This window comes from Paenibacillus sp. J31R120 (genome assembly GCF_056269225.1).
This window is the reverse complement of sequence record NZ_JBWDNN010000002.1, coordinates 1,199,963-1,220,316: the sequence shown is the minus strand read 5'-3', so window position 1 is coordinate 1,220,316 and position 20,354 is coordinate 1,199,963. Positions and strand designations below refer to the sequence as shown.

The 20,354-nt window shown below is 52.5% G+C and carries 15 protein-coding genes; 2 read left to right on the top strand and 13 right to left on the bottom strand.

Translation table 11 applies throughout. The features are described from left to right. Positions 1 to 2 precede the first annotated feature (2 nt). The 8 genes from AC0YNW_RS11720 to AC0YNW_RS11685 all read right to left on the bottom strand — a co-directional run bounded on the left by AC0YNW_RS11720 (position 3) and on the right by AC0YNW_RS11685 (position 10,475). Positions 3 to 1,760 carry a sensor histidine kinase gene (locus AC0YNW_RS11720; protein WP_475832093.1) on the bottom strand — a complete coding sequence of 586 codons (1,758 nt, stop codon included), beginning with the start codon at positions 1,758 to 1,760 and terminating at the stop codon, positions 3 to 5. A 26-nt stretch (positions 1,761 to 1,786) separates the two neighbouring features. Continuing rightward, the gene (locus tag AC0YNW_RS11715; RefSeq protein ID WP_475832092.1) at positions 1,787 to 3,346 is read right to left on the bottom strand and encodes a response regulator; all 1,560 of its coding nucleotides are present in this window, start codon (positions 3,344 to 3,346) and stop codon (positions 1,787 to 1,789) included. A gap of 93 nt (positions 3,347 to 3,439) precedes the next feature. Further along, positions 3,440 to 5,098: an extracellular solute-binding protein gene (locus AC0YNW_RS11710; protein WP_387469273.1), complete on the bottom strand. Its 1,659-nt coding sequence runs from the start codon at positions 5,096 to 5,098 to the stop codon at positions 3,440 to 3,442. 76 nt (positions 5,099 to 5,174) lie between these two features. Next, a complete protein-coding gene (locus tag AC0YNW_RS11705) occupies positions 5,175 to 6,077 on the bottom strand; it encodes a carbohydrate ABC transporter permease (RefSeq protein ID WP_387469275.1) in 903 nt (300 codons plus the stop codon). Positions 6,078 to 6,114: 37 nt separating this feature from the next. Continuing rightward, complete coding sequence (locus AC0YNW_RS11700; protein ID WP_475832091.1) at positions 6,115 to 7,080, bottom strand: ABC transporter permease; 966 nt, start codon at positions 7,078 to 7,080, stop codon at positions 6,115 to 6,117. Positions 7,081 to 7,295: 215 nt separating this feature from the next. After that, positions 7,296 to 8,114 carry a carbohydrate ABC transporter permease gene (locus AC0YNW_RS11695; RefSeq protein ID WP_387469279.1) on the bottom strand — a complete coding sequence of 273 codons (819 nt, stop codon included), beginning with the start codon at positions 8,112 to 8,114 and terminating at the stop codon, positions 7,296 to 7,298. Positions 8,115 to 8,131: 17 nt separating this feature from the next. Beyond that, positions 8,132 to 9,016: a carbohydrate ABC transporter permease gene (locus AC0YNW_RS11690; protein ID WP_387469281.1), complete on the bottom strand. Its 885-nt coding sequence runs from the start codon at positions 9,014 to 9,016 to the stop codon at positions 8,132 to 8,134. Positions 9,017 to 9,119: 103 nt separating this feature from the next. Next, positions 9,120 to 10,475 (bottom strand): extracellular solute-binding protein, encoded by a 1,356-nt coding sequence (locus AC0YNW_RS11685; RefSeq protein WP_475832090.1) that lies wholly within the window; start codon positions 10,473 to 10,475, stop codon positions 9,120 to 9,122. 248 nt (positions 10,476 to 10,723) lie between these two features. Here AC0YNW_RS11685 and AC0YNW_RS11680 point away from each other — a divergent pair, with 248 nt between their 5' ends. Beyond that, a complete protein-coding gene (locus tag AC0YNW_RS11680; RefSeq protein WP_475832089.1) occupies positions 10,724 to 12,541 on the top strand; it encodes a sensor histidine kinase in 1,818 nt (605 codons plus the stop codon). Further along, a complete protein-coding gene (locus tag AC0YNW_RS11675) occupies positions 12,531 to 14,168 on the top strand; it encodes a helix-turn-helix domain-containing protein (RefSeq protein WP_475832088.1) in 1,638 nt (545 codons plus the stop codon). The genes AC0YNW_RS11680 and AC0YNW_RS11675 overlap by 11 nt, the downstream gene beginning before the upstream one ends. Before the next feature lie 69 nt (positions 14,169 to 14,237). On the opposite strand, the gene AC0YNW_RS11670 is transcribed toward AC0YNW_RS11675, so the two are convergent. The 5 genes from AC0YNW_RS11670 to AC0YNW_RS11650 all read right to left on the bottom strand — a co-directional run bounded on the left by AC0YNW_RS11670 (position 14,238) and on the right by AC0YNW_RS11650 (position 20,353). Continuing rightward, entirely contained in the window at positions 14,238 to 15,929 is a 1,692-nt protein-coding gene (locus AC0YNW_RS11670) for a glycoside hydrolase family 5 protein (RefSeq protein ID WP_475832087.1), read from the bottom strand. A 75-nt stretch (positions 15,930 to 16,004) separates the two neighbouring features. Beyond that, complete coding sequence (locus AC0YNW_RS11665) at positions 16,005 to 16,832, bottom strand: carbohydrate ABC transporter permease (RefSeq protein WP_475832217.1); 828 nt, start codon at positions 16,830 to 16,832, stop codon at positions 16,005 to 16,007. A 107-nt stretch (positions 16,833 to 16,939) separates the two neighbouring features. Beyond that, complete coding sequence (locus AC0YNW_RS11660; protein WP_475832086.1) at positions 16,940 to 17,821, bottom strand: carbohydrate ABC transporter permease; 882 nt, start codon at positions 17,819 to 17,821, stop codon at positions 16,940 to 16,942. Positions 17,822 to 17,864: 43 nt separating this feature from the next. Next, positions 17,865 to 19,169 carry an ABC transporter substrate-binding protein gene (locus AC0YNW_RS11655; RefSeq protein ID WP_475832085.1) on the bottom strand — a complete coding sequence of 435 codons (1,305 nt, stop codon included), beginning with the start codon at positions 19,167 to 19,169 and terminating at the stop codon, positions 17,865 to 17,867. Positions 19,170 to 19,279: 110 nt separating this feature from the next. Then, the gene (locus AC0YNW_RS11650) at positions 19,280 to 20,353 is read right to left on the bottom strand and encodes a response regulator (RefSeq protein WP_475832084.1); all 1,074 of its coding nucleotides are present in this window, start codon (positions 20,351 to 20,353) and stop codon (positions 19,280 to 19,282) included. Position 20,354: the final 1 nt, after the last annotated feature.

Genomic DNA, 20,354 nt, shown 5'->3' with positions numbered 1-20,354 from the left:
TTTCAAGCCGTCTCGTCTTGCCTGCTCAGCGGAACCGTAATACGGACCGACGTGCCTCCGCCGTATACACTTCCAATCGTAACGCCGTATTGCTGTCCGTAATGCAGCTTGATCCGGTCGTCGACGTTGCGGATGCCGTATCCAATACGGGTATCGTCATCGGACCAAATGCTGCTTACCTTCTCCGGCTTCATTCCGATGCCATCATCGACGACCAGGAATACCAGACGGCCCTGCTCCACATAGGCGCATACCTTGATATGGATACGAGGCTGGTAGAGAGCGTGCTCCAACACATTTTCGATAAAGGGCTGCAAGATCAGCTTCACGGTTCGATAGCCGTACACTTCAGCGCTAATGTCGAACAACACGTCCAGACGGCTGCCATATTTGATCTGCTGGATCGCAATATAAGCTTGTGCCTGCTCAATCTCCAGCTGAGCCGGAATAATAAATTTGCCGTTATTCAGTGTCAGTCGATAGAACTTCGCAAGACCCATCACCATCTGGTCAAGCTTGCCGATCTCGCCTAACTTGCCTAGCCTGCTGATGGAGGACAACGTGTTGTACAGGAAGTGCGGATTAATCTGCGCCTGAAGCGCCTTCAGCTCCGCACCTTTCTTTTCCATTTGCACCACATACACTTCCTTAATCAGCGTATTGATATAACCGCCCATCTCGTTGAATGCCTCGGCGATATAATAGAATTCGTCGTTGCCGCTATATTGGATCCGCTTGTTGAAGCGGCCTTCCCGGAACGCGTTAAGCGATTGAATGATTTTGGATATGCGCACGGTGAGAAACTTCGACACTACCAGACTGATCACCGCTAACATGATGAAACTGCCAATGCAGATCAGAATCGTCATCAGCTTTACTTTGCCGATCTGCTTCTCCAATTGCTCGTCCGGGACGAGAGCGACCAGCGTCCATTCAATATCCGGGAGCTGCTGGCGGATGGACAGGTTGCCTCTCTCCCAATCCGAGTTCCACTTATTCAGTAGCGGATAGTCTTGCTTGGTAGGCGCCGAGGCATAGATCACTTCGTTCCACTCGTCGAGCACAATGACGGCGCTATTCTCGCCAAGCTTCTCGTAATGGACGCCGCTCAGCAGCTGATTGATTTTGGTCACTACCCGGATGAAGCCAATCTGATTGCGATTTTGATAGTCATATACGCGTCTCATCAACGATAGATTGCCTACGATGCGATCCTCTTCTACCTGCATCCAATATTGGGACTGATCAATCTCTCCATCATCTACGCTTGGCAGCGTCTTGTACCAATATTTGTCCTTAATCCGGTTCAAATGGAGCAGCTCGAACGTTTCCATACGTTGCAGCGGATCGGCGCCCGGCATATGCAGCGCATACATTTCCGGGAACTCTTCATTGCTGATATAGAACCGCAGCAGCGCTTGATGCGGCGTCAGATTGACCGCATTTTGCAGCTTTGGCTCGATGGATTTAATCGTCGTGTTGTAGATGGCCCAGCCATTGTTTCTTAATCTCAAATCCTCTTGCAGCGCGTAGTCCCAATAGATTTGATCCGATGTGCGGCTGAGCAGCTGGAACCGATACAGCACATTTTCCTTTGTCTGCTGCAGCGTGCCCTCTATGGAGGAAGCCGCCTGCTCCCTAATCGACTTCACTGAAGTCGTATAGGCATAATACCCGATGATCATGACGGGGATCAGCGCCATCATCAAGTAGGAGACCATTAGTTTATATCCGAACGGCAGCATCGGCTTCTTCTTCACGGCATATGCCTCCTCGCGCATAGATGTTAGAGATGCTTCCGGTATTCGCCTGGCGTCATGCCGGTATAGTCCTTGAATTGCTTGCCGAAGTGGGCCAACGTGCCGGAGCCTACCTGGTCGGCCACTTCATACACCTTCATCCCGGTATCAGCCAGCAGCCGCTTGGCAAGCTCCATGCGTCCCCGCATCAAATAATCGCTGAACAGCTCTCCAGTCTCCTCCTTGAATAAGTGGCCCAAATAATTCGGAGAAAACGAAAAGGCCTGCGCGACCTCCTTTAGCGAGATGCTCTCTCCTAGCCGCTGGTCGATATAGCTCTGGATTTGACCGATCAGCTTGACGTTTTTTCGCTGCCTTTTATTGTGAAGCTGCTCCGACAGCTCGAAGATTTTGCGCCGCAGCCAGGAGTGGATATCATCGATTGTCTCGAAGTCGAACAGCTTGTCGAGCGCAAAGCCGTTTTGTCCGGTCATGGATAATAAGCTTTCATTCAAGCTGTTCAAATAAGCATCCAGACGGCTGATGACAAAAAAGGAATAGTTGCGGACTGCCGACGGGTTTTTAATATTTTTGACCTGCTGGAACAGCTCTTCCATGCAATCGACGATCCGGACCAGCTCATATTGCGTCATCGCGGCGAACAAGTCGTCCACCGTCGCCTCAATATTGAGCGCGCTATCCTGCGCTTCTTCCTTGGTCGAAGAATACGCAATGATCTTCCCTTTCCCCTGGAACATCTTCATGGCAAGCGCCTTGCTTGCTTCTTCATAAGACAGATGAAGCCGCTCCAGCTCGTCTACTGCCTGGCCTAATCCAATCGTCAAGGTCGCATGGTGACTGGCTGACAGCTCCTCCATCATCCGTTCCAAGGTAGCGAAGGTATGCGACTCCTCCATCACGACAGCAAGCCGCCGCGAAGACAGGCGGCAGAACATCTCCATCCCGTTCCTTGAGCATAGCGAGGTGAGCGCGCCCAGCAGCTCCCCATGAGCCGCTTCCGAAGATTGTCTCTCCGTACGCCAATCCATATCCTCAATCTCAATAATCGCCGCTCTCAGAGGCCCAACCTGCACGCCGAGACGGAACTGGGCCATCAGCTCAATGACTGCGTCCCGGTCCGGCGTCCCTTCCAGGCATCGCTCCAGCAGCTCGTTTTTCAAATACACCATTGACTGCTGAATGGACTGCTCCCGCTGCTGCTGCCGATTCGCCCCGTCCAGATCGGAGCGGACCGATTGGAGCGCACCCATCAGCTCGTCATCATTTATCGGCTTGAGGACATAACCGCTCGCCTTCATCGATAACGCTTGCTTGGCGTACTGAAAGTCTTCGTATCCGCTGATGAACAGAATCCTCAGATGGGGATGCAGCCGCTGAGCCTTGCTCGCCAGCTCCAGGCCCGACATGATCGGCATACGAATATCCGACACCAGAATATCGGCTTCGTTCTCCTCCAAGTAATGCAAAGCGGAGAAGCCGTCCGGACAGGCCGCTTTCACTTCCATATGGAGCTCCTTCCACGGCACCAGCTTCTGAATGCCGGTCAGCTCCAGCTCCTCATCATCTACCAGCACAACTCTGTACATGCACGCCCCCCCTTTCGGTCTGAAATGGGACAGAAAAGCCCAAGAAGAGGATATACGTCGCCGTATATCCTCTTGCTATGGGCCGAACTGTCTTTATTTGCCGCTCATCTTGGCAAGGTTCTCTTGCCATACGTTCGTTCTGAAGTCGAGCACCTTGTCGTAGCCAAGGCTGTTCGTTTCCTTCTTCGCGGATTCAATCAGGCTCAGCACCTCGCTGTCGTTTTTGGCGAACAGCATCTTGCCGAAGTATTCCTTCGCAATATCGTTGACCTGCTGCAGGATAACGCCTTCATCCGTATCCGGAGCCGGATCAATATTGTTGAATTGCGTATTGTTATGCGATGTCTTCCAAGCGACGTTGAGCTGGGCAACCGCACCCCAGTTGCGCTGCTCTTCCGGCAGGTTCGCTTCGATCTTGGACTTGGTCGTATCGACATATGTCGCATTGCCAGCCCATACGTAAGCTTCCAGCTTCTCCTTGTCCTTCTCTTCCTGCGGCGTGGAGAACCACTTATCGTTCGGAACCGGCGCGCCTTCTCCATCCACTTCATCCCAGTACGATCCCGGAGGTCCAAAGAACATGATTCGCTGTCCTTCTTCACCCGTCATCCAATCCAGATAAGCGAAGATCGCCTCCGGATTTTCTGCGTTTGTCGTGATAACGTTGACGTTCCAGCCGAGCGCATTATAACCGTTCGGATAGATTTTGTTTTTGTCTACGCCCGGCTTCGCCAGCGGCCAGATAAACTCATAGCCTGCTGTCGGATCGGAGCTTCTAAGCGCATTATGGCCTTCACGCCCGAGATTCGTTGCGTTGCCGCCGACAAATACGGCCACTCTGCCTGTTGCCAGCTTTTCCTTGACTTGATCTTCCTTCTGCGTAAGCGCATCTTGCGTAATTAATCCCTCGCGGAACAGCTGGCTTGCGAAGGTCATTGTTTCCTTGTAAGCATCATTGTCGTAGATTGTGACCAGCTTATCGCCTTGTGTAAAAGCTTTCATATAACTGAATTGGCTTGGGTGGTCATTCGCGAACCCGGCGAACATGACCTCAACGCCTTGGCCTTCTCGTCCGACTTCCAACGGAATCAAATCAGGATGCGTCTCCTGGACTTTTTTCAGATAGGCATGGAGATCGTCGAACGTCTCCAGCTTCGGTCTGCCAAGCTCCTCGTAAATCTTCTTATTGACGAACCAGCCGTCATTGCCTGTCGGCGCAGCTGTAAACCAATTCGGGAACTGATAGATTTTGCCGTCTGGCGATCTCAGCATGTTCAATGTCTCTTCGCCAGCCCATTTCTTCAAATTCGGGTACTTGTCGATAAAGTCATCAAGCGGCACAAGCGCGCCTGCCTGGCGAAGCCGCTCCACATCGGGACCGCGGTCCATCATCATAGCGTCAGGCAATTCTTTGGATGCGATCATCGTGCTAAGCTTCTGGGCAGCAGCTCCGCCGGACTGAATTGGCTCGACCGTCACATGCAGATTATCCTGCACCCACTTGCTGTTCGGGCTGGCGCCCCAAGGCTCAGTTGTCCACCAATCGTAATTGACATAATACGTAAAGTTGAATGGTGTGTCGCCGAATTGGAAGCCGTCGCTCTTCTGATCTGTTTGATTCCCTTTATCCCCGCCCGTGTTGGTTCCGGGTGTCGCAGCCGGCGCATTCTTACCCGCGCAGCCGCTCAGGGCTAACGCTCCTGCCAGCGCCAGCGTGAATACGCCGGACAGCAGTTTCTTTGACTTCTTCATCCAGATAAGCCTCCCCTAATGATTTTCAATCTATATTCATCTCCGCCTCGCGGCTGAGTCGAATAACGCTCTCAGGCTATTCTTTCAACGAACCGATCAGCACACCTTTGACGAAGAAGCGCTGGACGAAAGGATACACCAGGATGATCGGCAGCGTCGCTACCATCATCGTCGCCATCGTAAGCGACTTGGTCGTTACGCTCTGCATACGGCTCATGGCATCCGCCGCTGCAGCATTGCCTTTGGTTGCCATCGACAACTGCTCCGTCATAATGTTGGAGTTCAATATCTGCTGAAGCATCGTCTGGATCGGGAACAGCTCCGTCTTGTTAATAAAGATCGTAGCCGTAAACCAATCGTTCCAATGATAGACCGCTGTGAACAAGGATAGCGTTGCGATAACAGGCCCTGAGAGCGGCAATACGATTCGGAAGTAAACCCCAAAGGTGCTGCAGCCGTCTATGCGAGCCGACTCTTCGAGTCCGTTCGGCAATCCCATAAAGAACGTTCTGAAGATGATCATGTTATACACGCTGATGACCGTTGGAATGACCATGACCCAGAAGGTATTCATCAGCCCCAGCTCGCGATTGACGAGATAGAAGGGAATGAGCCCTCCGCTGAAGTACATCGTAATGACGGCGAACACCATATAGAACTTTTTGAACACGATGCCCTTGATCGACATGCCGTACGCGAACACCGATGTGAACAGGATGGACAGGAAGGTGCCTGCCAGCGTCCTTAGGACCGATACGTAGAAGGCTTGCACGATCCGCGTGTCCTGGAAGACGATCAAGTAGTTATCGAACGTAAATTGTCTCGGCCAGAACGTAATGCCGCCCTTGGCTGTATCCAGCCCCAGATTGAAGGAGATAACTGCCGAGTTCCAGAACGGATACAGCGTCAGAAAACCCAGAATGACCAGAAAGATATAGATCCCGACATGCAGCGTCTTGTCCCCTGCGCTAAGCTTCATGCTGTCTTCACCGCTTTCCCTCTAAGTGTCGCCCGCATTACCATAAGCTTGTGCCCGCCCTTCTGGCTAGGAAATTGGCTAAGGTCAGAAGCCCTACGCTAATGACGGCCTTGAACAATCCGACCGCTGCCGCATAAGAGAAGCGGTTATTGATGATGCCGACCCGGTACGCGTAGGTGTCGATAACATCCGCGACATCCCTAAGCATCGCACTGTTGCCTAGCAGGAGCAGGTCATCGAATCCCGCATTCAGCAGGCTGCCGATATTCAAGATCAAGAAGATGATAATGACCGGCATGATCGATGGAAAAGTGATCAGAAAGATTTGCTTCAGCTTGCTTGCGCCGTCGATTGAAGCGGCCTCGTACATGCTTTGATCAACGCCGGCGATCGCCGCCAGATAGACGATGGTCGCAAAGCCAACTTCCTTCCACACATTCGTCGTAACGATGATCGCCCAGAAGTATTCCGGCAAGGAGAGAAAATTGATCGGCTTGTCTATCAATCCAAGCTTGCCAAGCAGCATATTCAGGCTTCCGTTATCAACCGACAGCAACGAAATAACGAACCCGGAGACAATGACCCATGACAGAAAGTGGGGCAAATAACTGATCGTCTGGATCACCCGCTTGAACACCATATTCCTGACCTCATTGAGCATAAGGGCGAGGAGAATAGGAGCAGGAAATCCGATACATAGCTTGAGCAAGCTGATAACAATCGTATTGCGCATAACCCGGAAGAAATCCGGCGAGTTGAAGAAGGCTTCAAAATGCTTCATCCCCGCCCACTTGCTGCCGAAAAATCCTCCGAACAGGTTGTAATCCTGGAAAGCCATAAGCACGCCGTACATCGGAAAATAGTTGAAAATCAATATAAGGATTAACGCCGGAAAAATCATGACATGCACTTGCCACTGCATAATGAAGCGCTTCCATAAAGGCTTCTCCTTGTGGGAGACGGCAGCGCTTGTCGCCGCCGAAGCTATCGTCTCTCTTTGCATCCTGCACTTCCTCCCGCCAGCTAAGTTACCTTTATTGTAAAAGGATGAAATAGGCGAAACTACTCCCGGTTTCAACGAAAAGTATCGTAAATCAACGCTCTTGTTCACCCTGATTTTTTAGATAAAAAATGGCATTAAATTGTCGGTTAACAATTTAATGCCATAGATTTATGAGTTCGATATACAAGCACTTTTTATTGCTTGCAAAGCAGCTATTAGCCCTTCACCGCGCCTGCCGTAATGCCGCGCGACATTTGTTCTGTGAACATCAGGTAGATAATGACAGTAGGCAAAGCAATCATCGTCATAACGGCGAACTGCGCGCCGTAGTTGGATGAATATTGCCCGGCAAACTTCATGATGGAGAACGGCAGCGTCTTGAACTTCTCTGAAGTCAGGAACGTGTTCGCCATAATGAATTCATTCCACCAGCTGATGAAGTTCATAATGCAGGCAGTTGCCAGCGCAGGCTTCGTCATCGGCATAATAATGCGGAAGATGACGCCGTAGACGGAACAGCCGTCCATCACCGCCGATTCCTCGATGCTCTTCGGAATCGTCTCCAGGAAGCCCGAAATAATCAGCATGCTGATCGGCAAGGAGAATGCGATATATGGCAGGATGAGCGACAGCGGATTGTCGAGCAGATCGATCCAGTTGAACAGGATAAAGTTAGGCAGCAGCGTCGCATGAATCGGTACGATCATGCCCAGCATGATGAACGCCATCGTGACTCCCCGCAGCTTCCACTCCATGCGCGTGAACGCATAGCTGAGCATCAGGGACAATACGGCAGCCACAAGGATAGCCGCTGTCGTAATAAACGCGCTGTTCCACAGAAACTTCGGTACGCTTCCGTATGTGAACGCATTGATATAATTGGACCATTCCAGCTTCTCCGGCCACTTCAGAATGCTGCTGCCGAAGAAGTCTCCGCTTTTCAGAAACGAATAGTTAATAAGCCAGATGAGCGGGAATAGCTGGAGCAGCGCAACGACCCACAACAGCGTATGCAGAGTTATTTTTCTTACCATGGTTACGATCTCCTCCCTTAAAATTCGCCTACGTCTTTTTTGAATGCGCGGTTCATAACGACAGTAATGATCAGACAGACGATGACGAAGATAACCGAGATCGCATTGCCATAGCCGTACAGGGAAGATGTAAACGCCGTTTTATAGAGATAGTTGCCGACGAATTGCGTCGTATTGATCGGTCCGCCGTTCGTCATGAGGAAGATGGTCTCCATCTGCTTAAGACAGGCCGTCACCGCAATAACGACTGCTACGCGAACCATTGGTCTCAGAAGCGGAATGACTACCTTCGTATACAGCTTGAACCGGCCAGCGCCGTCCAGCTCCGCGGCTTCATAGAGATCCTTCGGAATACCTTGAAGACCGGCATAGTAGAGCAGAAGCGCATAACCGAAGCCTTGCCACATAATGACGAAGATCACGCACCAAATCGCAATGTTGGGATCGCCAAGCCAATCCTGCTTCCAGCTTTCAAGTCCGACGGCAGTCAGTAATTTATTCAGCACGCCATAGTTGGGATGGAATACACTGACCCACATCTTGGACGTAACGACGATGGAGATAACCGCTGGAATAAAGAAGATCGTGCGGAACAGCTTCTCGTACCTGCCCGCATTCGTGACGAATATCGAGAATAACAGAGCAATCGGATGTTGCAGCAGCAGCGTCGCCGCGAGCAGCAGCAGCGCATTCATGAGCGACCGCCAGAATACGGGGTCATCGAACAGAATCTTCATATAATTATCAAGGCCTACGAATTGGTAAGAGCCAATCCCCCGCCAATCCGTCATGCCGTAATAGGCACTCATTATAATAGGAAAGCACACCATGAATAAAAACAGGAATAATCCCGGCGCAACCAGCGCGAAGATCGTTCTTCGATTACTTAACAGCTTATGCATGTTCTCTCCGCCTCCCGGCTTCGCTTTTTCTTTACTTGACCCTTGTGTTTGAAAAACGGGAGCAGCGAAAGAATTCCACTGCTCCCGGTTGCTTCATTGAACGTTATGGCAATAGCGCAACCGCTGCATCAAGCTCTTTCAAGAAGTCTTCTGGAGAAATCGACTTGCCGAACAGCTTCTGATGAGCTTCCATCACCTTTGTTTTGTATTCGTCCGTGCCAAGATCATGGAACGGCGTATTGGATGCGGAGGTTGTCGAGCCGAATACGTCTACCAGACCTTTTTGGAGTGCAGACTCTTCGCCAGTCAGGAACTCATCGAATTTCTGTGCAGGCGTGCCGGAGCCAGTCTGCCACAGCTGCTTCGCCCAGTTCTCAGGCTTGAAGAAGTATTGCATGAACTTAACCGCTTCCTCCGGATGCTTCGTGCTCTTCGAGATCGAATAACCGCCGCCGAACCATGCTGCCAGATCGCTGGCTTTGCCTTTGTCGGATGTCGGGTAGGAGATCGCGCCTACATTGTCGCGGAATTCAGCAGGGAAGTTCTCGTCTGTCGCCAAACCTGCTTCCCAGTTGCCCATCACATACATAGCCGCTTGGCCTTGGCCGAACAGGTTGCGGGAAGTGCCGTAGTCAGCTGTCAGGAAGCCGTCTGCGAATGCTTTCGCATCAGCCAGATCAAGGATGGACTGCGTCGCAGCCAGGAAGTCTGCATCGCCAGAGAATGTGCCTTCGCCGTTCAGAACTGCGTCAATTTTGTTGAAGTCGCCGCTAGTACGCTGTTGAGCGTATTCGAACCAGATTGGAAGGGACCAGCCCTCCATCGCATTCGTCGTAATCGGGTTAATGCCTTTCGCGCGGAATTGCTTGGATACTTCTACGAGATCGGTTACCGTAGTCGGTACGGCAATGCCGTTGTCATCGAACATTTTTTTGTTGTAGTAAAGCACCAGGAAGTCGGTATTGCGCGGCAGGCCATACAGCTTGCCGTCTTGCGAGAAGCCGTCCGTCGAGCCGGCGATGAAGCCGCTGGATTCGAAGTCAGCCGGGTTCAGCTCAAGCAGCATTCCGCTGTCGATCAGCGGTTTGATGAAGGAAGGCTGTCCCCATGCCTGAATGATGTCAGGCAGCGACTCTGTGGACGCGTATACTTTCGCCTTTGCTTTGTAAGGCTCGTCTTGGAGCGCTTCTACTTCGATCTTCACATTCGGATTTTCTTGCATATAAGAATCAATGATCGCTTGCTCGATTTTGCCCATGCCGTTGGAACGGTCAGCAAGCGCCGAGAAGAACTTCAGCGTAATAGGCTCCGTAGTCCCGTTATCTGCGGACGGAGTCGTCTCAGGCGCATTCGAAGGCGAATTCGTCGGGTTATTCCCGTTATTCGTATTTTTGTTGCCGCATGCCGCCATCGTGAAGACTAGAATGATAGCCGCACAAATCGTAAGCCATTTTTTCATGGATACCCCACCTTTTCTATTGTTGAACAAGCTGTTGTCCTGTTCTGCACTCATTATAGCCCGAATGAATTCGACAAAAATATGCTTCATATTTTAGAAGAACTGCGTCATTTTTTTGATCATAAGTGAAAACATGCCTCTGGTCACCCAATTCTTGCTATACTGATTGTACGAATTATCCAATCGATTGCGCGATCTACACAAAGCCACTTTCTATTCCTAATTATGATGACAGCAGGTGATCCCGGTTGAGCAAGCTCGCCCCTTTCTTTCGCCATATGCCCCTGCAGCGGAAGCTGCTGGCGCTCGTCGTTCCGCTGCTGATTGTAACGGTCGGCGTGACGGGTTATTATTCGTATTCCATTGCTTCCCGAGAGGTTGTCGACAAGATTCGCCAAGCCCAGCTGAACATGGCGGTGAAGACAAAGGATCAACTGGACCATTTTGCCCAAAATTCCGTCAGCTTCACGAACTATCTCTTCCTGAACGCATCCGTGCAGGAGATGGTCTTGAATGGAGACACGCCTTACCGGCGCGATCTGGTGTTCAAGAGCCTGCTCCCGCTTATGGTAACGGGCGAGACGATTCAGTCGCTCATCCTGTATGCGGTGAAGAACGACAGCTCGGCAAGCAGCCCCTTCGTCATTACACAGACGGGAATTGCAAGCGCTATCAGTTATGACCGGTTCAAAGAAACGCCTTATTATGAGAGGCTGCGTTCCTCCCCCGGCAACCAGCTCTGGGATATGCTTCGCCCCGAGGATAACGTATTGCCTGGCGATTATCATCATAAGCTTGTCTACATTAAACCGTACAAAAACTATCGCTATCAGCCTAGCGGCTTGCTGGTCGTCGGCATGGACGCCGACAAGCTCAGCCGCAGCCTGTTCCACGAGGCCAAGGATGCGACCCAGTTCATCATGAATGACGACGGCACCGTGCTCGCCGCCACCAATGTAGCGTGGATCGGCTTATCTGTCAACGAACTTCCGATCTATGCGCTGGAGGGTACGATCGAATTGTCCACCCCCGCGGAGACGCTGGATAAGCTGAAGCAAAGGGAGGATCTGATCGTCTCGGATGCCGTCTCCAGCATCACCGGCTGGCATTCCGTGGTTATACAGGACCGCAGCAAGCTGGTCGCAGAATTGAAAAACATCGGTTCCGCAACGATTTCCATCACGATTGCCGTCTGCCTTATCGCCATCTTAATGTCATGGATCATCGCCAAAATCATTACGAATCCGATGAAAAAACTGATGCACTCCATGAAGGCCCTCCAGATTGGCGACTTCTCGCAGCGGGTCGACATCGAGGGCAACGACGAATTCGGAAGGCTCGGCTACTTGTATAACTCCATGGTCGGGCGGATCAAAGTACTCATTGACGATGTCTATGCATCCAGCCTGAAGCAGCGGGAAGCAGAGCTGAAGGCGCTGCAATCCCAAATCAATCCGCATTTCTTGTACAACACCTTGAATATGATCAACTGGAGCGCCTTGCAGAAGGGCGATAAGGAAATATCCGAGATGGTCGTCTCGCTCTCCCAGGTATTCCGCCTCAGCCTGAACAGCGGCAATGAATTTGTCGAGCTGGAGCAAGAGGTAGAGCTCGTGCGTCATTACCTGTATCTCCAGAAAAAACGCTACCCGACCAGACTGTACTTCGAGATTGAGATGGAGCCGTCGCTGAGGCATTTCCGCATGCCGAAGCTGCTGCTACAGCCGCTGGTGGAAAATGCGATCATCTATTCCATCGAACAGGCGGAGGGTACGGGCAATATCTTCATTCGGGCCAGCCGGGAGGAAGGCTGGATCGTGCTGGAGGTAACGGACAACGGTCCAGGCATGCCAAGCGAGCTGGTTCAGCGGCTGAACGCCTCCGGCGCTCCTCTGTCTGCCAAGCTGCCAAGCGAAGGATCAAGGTCCGGCATGGCAATCGCCAATATCCGGGAGAGGCTGGCCTTGTTCTATAAGGAAGCCATCTTCGAGATCGAGAGCAGGGAAGGCATCGGCACTCGCATCCAAGTTCGAATCAAAGAGGGGGATTCTGGCCATGACGCTTAAAATGATCGTTGCCGAGGATGAGCAGTTTTTCCGCGAGGGCATTGTCGGATCTATTGATTGGAAATTATATGATATTGAAATTGTCGGCGAAGCCGAAAACGGCCGGCAGGCGCTTGACTTGATGCACGAGGCAGGAGCAGACCTGCTGCTGACCGATATCCGCATGCCGTTCATGAACGGGCTTGACCTCATACGCGCAGCCAAGGATGCGGGCATGTCCTTCCACTCCATTCTGCTGACCGGCTACAACGAATTCGACTACGCGAAGGAGGCGATCACTCTCGGCGTATCCGATTATTTGGTAAAGCCCTGCATGCCGCATGACATCCTGCGCGTCGTTCTGGACGTGAAAAAGAAGATCGAGACGGCTGAACATAGAGGCCGCAAGTTCTCTGAGCTCAGCCGTACCTGGAACCGCAGTATCCAGCTGCTGAAGAACGGGATCCTGTCTCAATGGATTCAGCAGCCGCTCATGCCGCTGGAGGAGCGTGGTGTGTCCATGCGCGAGCTTAATCTGTCGCTTCAGCCCGAGCCGATCATCGTCGGGCGTATTGAGATTGACGCGGGCGAGAGAGGTACGGGTATTCGAAGCAACCGGGATCTGGAGCTGATGCGCTACGCCATTCTAAATATTACCGACGAGACGCTTCGTCCCCACTTTGACGGCAAGCTTGAAGTGTTTCGTCACGGCGATGAGCTGCTCTGGATGGCGAACGGCTCCGGCAATCATACGGATGCCTCCCATATGGAGGGATTACGGCTGCTGAAGCAAAATCTGGAGAGCTATCTCAGCCTGACAGTCAGCCTCTCGCTCAGCTCCGTCCAGCCCTCCGTCAACGATGCCAAATCAGCCTACGAGGAAGCAAGCAAAGCGATGGAGGCAAGATTTTATCAGGGCAAGGGCGGCATCTTCCTCTTCAATGATCTGAAGGGCGAGCGCTCCGGCGAGATATCCATTATGGAAGATCCATTCCTGGAGCGAATTCAGAGAGAGCTGCTTTCCCATCTTCAGGTTAGCCAGTACGGAGGCGCTGTTGACGCCATTGACGCGGCAATCGCTTATCTCAAGGAAAGAACAACCTACTCCCGTCCGGAAATTATATGGCGCGTCAGCGGCATCGTCATGGACTTGCAGCGCATCGCGAAGGAACGTCTTGCCGGAACGATCGAGTGGCATAATCATCCCATCAATTGGATCGAAAGCGTACCGAATATGGAGACACTGGATGACTGCTCCGTTATTTTACAAAAAATCGTACAGAATATCGCTCAGACATCATCGAACCAGAAGCAGCTTCACCGTACCGTCCAAGCAACGCTGGAGCTGATAAAAGCCAAATACGATACGAACCTGACCCTGGAGCTGGCCGCGAAGGAAACGTTCGTCAGCAACTCCTACTTAAGCTCCCTGTTCAAGCAGGAGCTTGGCGTCAACTTCCTCGATTACCTGCATCAGTACAGAGTAGAGCGGGCTAAGGAGCTGCTTCGCGAGCATTACAAGATTTATGCGGTCGCCAAGCTGGTCGGCTACGGGGAGGAGCGGCACTTCAGCTCCACCTTTAAGAAGTGGACCGGCATGACGCCAAGCCAATATCAGAAAGGGAACGCACAAGAGGGCAGCCAATAGGCTGCCCTCTTGTATCGTGTCGTCATAAGCCGGACGTTGCATCCTGGCTGCAATGCTTCATACCCGCTCTTATTGCCCCTTCTTCTCCAGCAGCAGCCACTTCACCCGCAGCGATCCGCCAATGCATCGCAACGTGATCGTATGCTCGCCGGGCCTTACAGCGCCCAAAGCGTTTAGGTCCGAAGCATGCCAGTCACCCGCCGTCACCTTCAGATGACCAGCCGGCTGACCATCCAGTGCTAGCTCCAGCTCCCCGTCTTCGCCCGCTGCCTGCAGCTTCAACAGCAGGGTCAACTCAGCGCCCGGATCGTTGTCATCGCCGATGAAGTCATAGCTGAACCAATCGCCCTCCGCGAGCTCCAGGCATAACCACTGATCCGGCTCCCATTCCTCGCCGCCTCCATGCGCGAAGGTAGCGGCCTTACGCGCGCTGTCTACAAACCGGATATTCGTACGGTCTCCCGCACGGAACCCTGTAGGAGATGCAGTATCCTGCGCCCTGTTCGTACCGGGATGACCGAATCCATAGCTGACGCCTTCGCCCTTGTAGCCGTAGAAAACAGCCGGAATTCGAACCGGAGCGCGGCGCAAGAGCGCCTGGACCACTTCCGGAAGATAATCGCAATGGACCAGCTTCATCAAATTCAGATAGTCCCATAAGATGCGTTCCGCCGTAATCGCATCCGGCTGCTTGCCACCCTGCAAATAATCGACCAGCAGCTCCCAGCCCTCCGGCTTGGGGATGGAGCAAGGCGAGTTCGTCGTGTCCAGCTTCTTCCATGTCCAGAAATTCCATGAGATATGGTGATCCTCGAACAGTTGGAACGCGCCTGTATACCAATCCTTGTTGTTCTCGCCGCCTTCGCCCATGAAGATCGGCACATTCCACTTGCTGCGAAGCTCCAGGTACTGGGCGATGCTCTCCGTATCGGGATTGTTCCAATACTTGTGGAATTGCAGAAGTACATTGTCGTCAATCGGGTTATCCCCGAACGCATCCTCGAAGATGGACCAATCCGTCGACCAATGCACGCCCTCCAATATAATCATATGCCGCTGGTCCACCTCGCGGATCGCCCGTACAATCTCACGGTAGAGCGGCATTACTTTATCGTTGTAAGTAGAGAACCATTCCGGAAGCGGCTCATTGAGCAGATCGTAGCCGGCAATGATCCAGTCGTCCCGATACCTGCTTGCCAGCATGCGCCACATATCTACCGTTTGCCGCCAATGACGCTCATCTGTGAACAGATCAGGACGGTCAAATTCTGAATCATCGATATTAGCCCCGGTCTGTCCGCCGGGAGCGCCGTGCAGATCCAAGATGACATACAAGCCGTACATTCTGCACCAGTCGATCATACGATCCAACAGAACCAGCCGATCCTCCCGGTAAGCGGTCAAGCCGCCAGACGTTACCACCGAATCGTCAGCCAATAGGAACCGGCTATTGATCGGAAGCCGAACGGAGTTAAAGCCTTCGTCCGCAATTCTCGCAATATCCTCTTCGGCGATATAGCGATAATAGTAGGAAGACCAGAACTGCTCCGCCTTCTCCTTGCCTACCAGCCGCTCGATCATGCCTTCAATCCGGCGGGGACGATCCCACTCCTTAGGGAACTTCCACATATACCCCTCCGGCAGCAGCCAGCTGCCGAATCCAACACCGCGAAAAATAAACTCTTCCCCAGCCCCGTTGCGAAGCACCTGTCCGTCAGCTCGCACAAATCCCGTTACTTCCCGAGTTTGATTACGTGTCAATCTGTTTCCCTCCTGTCGTCATGAGCCCTCTTGAAGCTTCTCTATCTATCTTTGCGAATCGATTCCTATGACCAACTAAGCTTTGATCGCCCCTTCGGCAATGCCGTGCAAGATATACTTCTGGAGCGCAAGATATAAGACAATGACCGGCAGCATAGCCAGCACCAGCGACGCTAATATTGCGGACCAGTCATTATTGTACTCGCCGAACAGCATGTTCGTAGACAGCAGCAGCGTATAGCTCTTGTAATCTGTCAGCACCAACAGCGGAAGCAGAAAGTCGTTCCACATCCATAGCGTGTTGAGTATCGCAATCGTCGCCGTAATCGGCATAAGCAGAGGCAGAATGACGGTGAAAAACAGCCGAAACTCCCCGCAGCCGTCCATAACGGCCGCTTCATCCAGCTCTCTAGGCACCGACTTGACGAAGCCGTGGTACAGAAAGATAGCCATCGCAACGCCAAGGCCGATGTACAACAGGCCGAGACCCGCTGTCGAGCCTTGGAGACGAAGCTCCTTGCTGATCGTCACAAGCGTGATCATAATGGAGTGAAACGGAATTAAGGTCGACATAATGAACAACCCGAACAGAAAGCCGCTCAGCTTCCCCGGCGTCCGCGACAGCTTGTAGCCCGCCATTGAGGAGAACAGCACGATGCCCGTCAGCCCTACTACTACGACCACGAAGGTATTACCCAAACTGCGCCAATAACGGGTTTTATGAAAAGCGTCTGCGTAGTTGCCGAACTCCGGCAGCGCGGGCCAGGCCAATATATTCGTCAGCATCTCTCCTTGCGTCTTCACCGAATTCAGCAGCGCCATATAGATCGGAAACAACGTAATCACGGAGGCAACTATGAGAAACAACCACACCGTTGCTTTACCCAGCCGTCGTCTGCCAATTTGCCGAGTATCCTCCGTTCCGGGAGACGTTGACGGCTTGCTGCCATGCAGCGCTCCCATCGCTTCCCCGCTCCTCTTAACGGCTGCCGCATGAGATTGACCACTCTTCATGCTCTCACCTCCCGCCGCTTCATAATTGCAAGCTGAGTAATGGTGATAACAAGTACAATGCCGAACAGAATCATCGCCTTGGCGCTGGCATAGCCGTAGCGATTGCTGAAGCTGAAGGCTTCCTCATATATATTGATGGCGATAACCTGTGTAGTACGTCCAGGGCCGCCGCCCGTCAATGCATATACCGAATCGAACACCTTGAACGAGTTGTTCAGCGTCAGGAAGACGCCGATCGTCAGCGCCGGGTAGATCATCGGCAGCGTCACATGGCGAAAGATATGAAAAGCGCCCGCTCCGTCGATCGAAGCCGCTTCCTTGAGCGGCTTCGGCACGCCCTGAAGCGCCGCAATATAGATGACCATCAAGTAGCCGACGCCGCCCCATAGGGATAAGGCCAGTATCGCAAAGAAGGAATACTGAGGATCGCCGATCCACGACTGATCCAGCAGCATCCACCCCGACTTTTCCGCCAAATAGGGAAAGACTCTTGTGAAGATGAACATCCACATAAATCCGCCAATAATGAGGCTAAGCATGTTCGGCATAAAAAAGATCGTACGGAACCACACTTTGCCTCTGCCCAGCGACTCCACCAGCACAGCAAGCAATATAGCCAGCAGGTTCTGAAGCACGAGCATATACACGACGAATTTCACCGTAAACCAAAGCGATTTCAAAAAATACCGGTCGCCCATCGCCTCTTCATAATTGGACAAGCCGACGAACTCATAGGACGGATTCAGCCCGTTCCAATCCGTCAAGCTGTACCACAGGCCCCCGAATGCGGGGGCAAGGGTAAAGGCAGCATAGAAAACAAGCGCCGGCAGCACGAATACGAGCAGCATCACGTGTTTCTTCCATATTCTTGATGTCATAAGGCTCTCTCCAATCTGGCCACTCTGCTTAGCGATTCATTCATCACTTGGTCTTCACGGCCGTCTGCCACACTTTGTCGAGCGCAGCTATGACATCATCCTGCGTAGCATCCTTCACATAATAGCTTTGCAGCTGCTTCGCCGTCTCGTCCGTCACGCCATTAGGCAGCTTGAGATCGAGATAAGCTTTGCCTTGGGAGACATATTCGCTTGCTTCGTTCACCCACGGGAACACCTCGTACGTATGAACCGTTGAGATCGGATTGAACTTGAGCTCCTCGAACAGTGCCGAGGAATCCTTGTCGTCAAGCATGTAGTTCAGCAGGTCCTGTGCGACCTCTTTGTTCGCGCTTGTCGGAGACAAGGCAAGAGAAGTCGAAGTCGCCAAATTAATCATTGTATCAGAAGCTTCGTTGCTGACCGGCAGAGGAGCTACCCCAAATTCCATATCCGGATTCACTTTCAGAATAGTCTCTGCATTCCATGGCCCTTGCACCCACATCGCCGCCTTGCCATTCGCAAAATCAGCGGAGCCCGCTTCATTACCCGTCTCGAAGGGCTTGTCGGAGCCGTTCGCCATGATAAGATCGATGATATCGAATACCGAGCGGACATCGGCATAGGATGCTTCGCCCCCATTCATCTTCTCAATCCAGTCAGGATGTGACGCGGACACCGTGCCGCCAAGGGAGAGCGCCATCATCAGCTGCGGAATCCAGGATTCCTGGAACGCCAGCAGGAATGGCTTGACGCCTGCCGCTTGCAGCTTCTCGGCAGCAGCCTTCATCTCATCCAGCGTCTGCGGAGGTGTAATTCCGTTGTCTCTGAAGATCGTCTTATTATACAAATACCCCCACGACAGGCTTTCCATCGGAAGCGCTGCGACCTTGCCGTCATACTTCACCGTCTCGGCAACTGCTTCATACAGCTTGCCCACGAACGGCTGCCCCGTCAAATCTGCAATATAGCCGGCATCATAATACGTCGGAATGTCGTTGGCATGGAGCGTGAACAAATCCGGCGCATCGCCTGAGGACAACCGGGATTGCAGGATTTGCTTCGCCTGATCGGCGTTCGGCATCTCCAATTGAATTGTGACGTCGATATTTTTTTCCGCCAGCTGCTTCTCCTTGAACTGGTCGAAATATTGTTCGAATTGATCCTTGAACCGCGGAAAGGTCATAAATACTTTCAGCTCCACCTTTTTCGGAGCCGCAGTCACTTCATCATTGCCGGCGGTTTGGGTCGGCGCAGGCTTCTCGCCAATTCCTTTATTCCCCGAGCTGCAAGCGGAGATCAGTGTGATGACCATGGTTAGCGCAAGCAGCAAGAAAAGCGCTCTTTTCATTGTTCATTCCCCCTATTGGTAAGTTGCAGCTTCAGTATAACGAAGGAATAAAGCGCTTTCTTTTGAGGAAATTAACGTTTGCTTTTGTACGATATTGATTCGGTCTCTCGCTAGTCCCGGCGAAGCTGTCCGGGGGGCATGCCAAAATGCTTCTTGAATACCCGGTAGAAATAGGAGATATCCTCGTAGCCGGCCAGCTGTGCAGCGTGCTTGATCGACATGCCCTCATCGGCAATCAGACCTCTAGCCTTCTCCATTCGCCGCCGGACGATATAGTCTGTCAGATTCTCTCCAACGGATGTCTTAAACATCCGGCTGAGATGCTCCTTGCTGACCAGAAACTGTCCGGCAACGGATTCCAGCGAGATCGGGTTCGGGTAATGGGCATCGACATATTGCTTCACATCGGCCATGTCCAGCCGATTCCGCGATTGTCTGAGCTGAAGCAGCGCAGCGATCGCCTTCCCGTACAACACGCCAACCTCCTTCAGCGCTCCTCCGGGCTCCTGATCTTGGCCGATACGCGCGTCCTCCCCTGGCAGCAGCGCCGCAAGCGACAGCTCCTGCTCCGACAGAAATTGCTCCAGCATCAGCATAAGATCGTTGGCAATGCGAAGCACGCTGCCCGCTCCCAGCTCTGTGCCATTCTCGCCTATGTCCTTAAGCAGCTTGTCGCAAGTCGCCGCAGCCGCTTCTTTATTCAGCTCCATCAGATACGTATAGATACGCTCCCGCATATCCCCGTATCGCTGCATGTCGGCACCGCTTGCGAATAAGGGCGCAAGCTCCCTCCACACAGGCTTCTCTGACCGCACAAGCTCCGCCTTGCTCTGCGCAAGAGCAGCGTCCAGCTCCTCCGGCTTGATCGGCTTCAGCAAATATTCCACCGCTTTGGAGCGGATCGCTTGCTTCAAGTAGACAAAGTCATCATATCCGCTCATGACGATGATTTTCAGCTTCGGATAACGTTCATGCATCGCCTGAAGCAGCTCCGCCCCGTCCGTACCGGGCATGCGCATGTCCGTTATGACAATGTCGGGCTGAAGCTCCGCAATCTTGCGCAGCCCTTCGTTGCCATCCTCCGCCTCGCCGATGATGCGAAGCTCCAGACGGGACCACTGGCCGAGCGCCTTCACCACTTCTCTGGACCATGGCTCGTCATCGATGATTAGCACCTTATGCATG